Raw genomic sequence first — 220 nt, forward strand, 5'->3', positions numbered from 1 at the left:
CCCTGGTCTCCTCGTAGATGAGGCCGCTGATGCGCTTCACTCCGCCACGCCTGGCCAGCCGGCGAATGGCAGGCTTCGTGATTCCCTGGATGTTATCGCGAAGAACTTTACGGTGCCTCTTCGCGCCTCCTTTGCCCAACCCCTTGCCGCCCTTGCCTCTTCCCGACATCGTTCCCTGCGTCTCAGATCTGAAGTTCGAATTCGATTTTGGATTGATGAG

General features: G+C 58.2%; 1 protein-coding gene. It reads right to left on the bottom strand.

All coding sequences use genetic code 11. The features are described from left to right. The coding region (locus tag C6N31_RS47580; protein ID WP_232486403.1) for a hypothetical protein at positions 1 to 220 on the bottom strand (220 nt) is incomplete at both ends.

The organism is Streptomyces fildesensis (assembly GCF_016107395.1).
GTDB lineage: Bacteria > Actinomycetota > Actinomycetes > Streptomycetales > Streptomycetaceae > Actinacidiphila > Actinacidiphila fildesensis.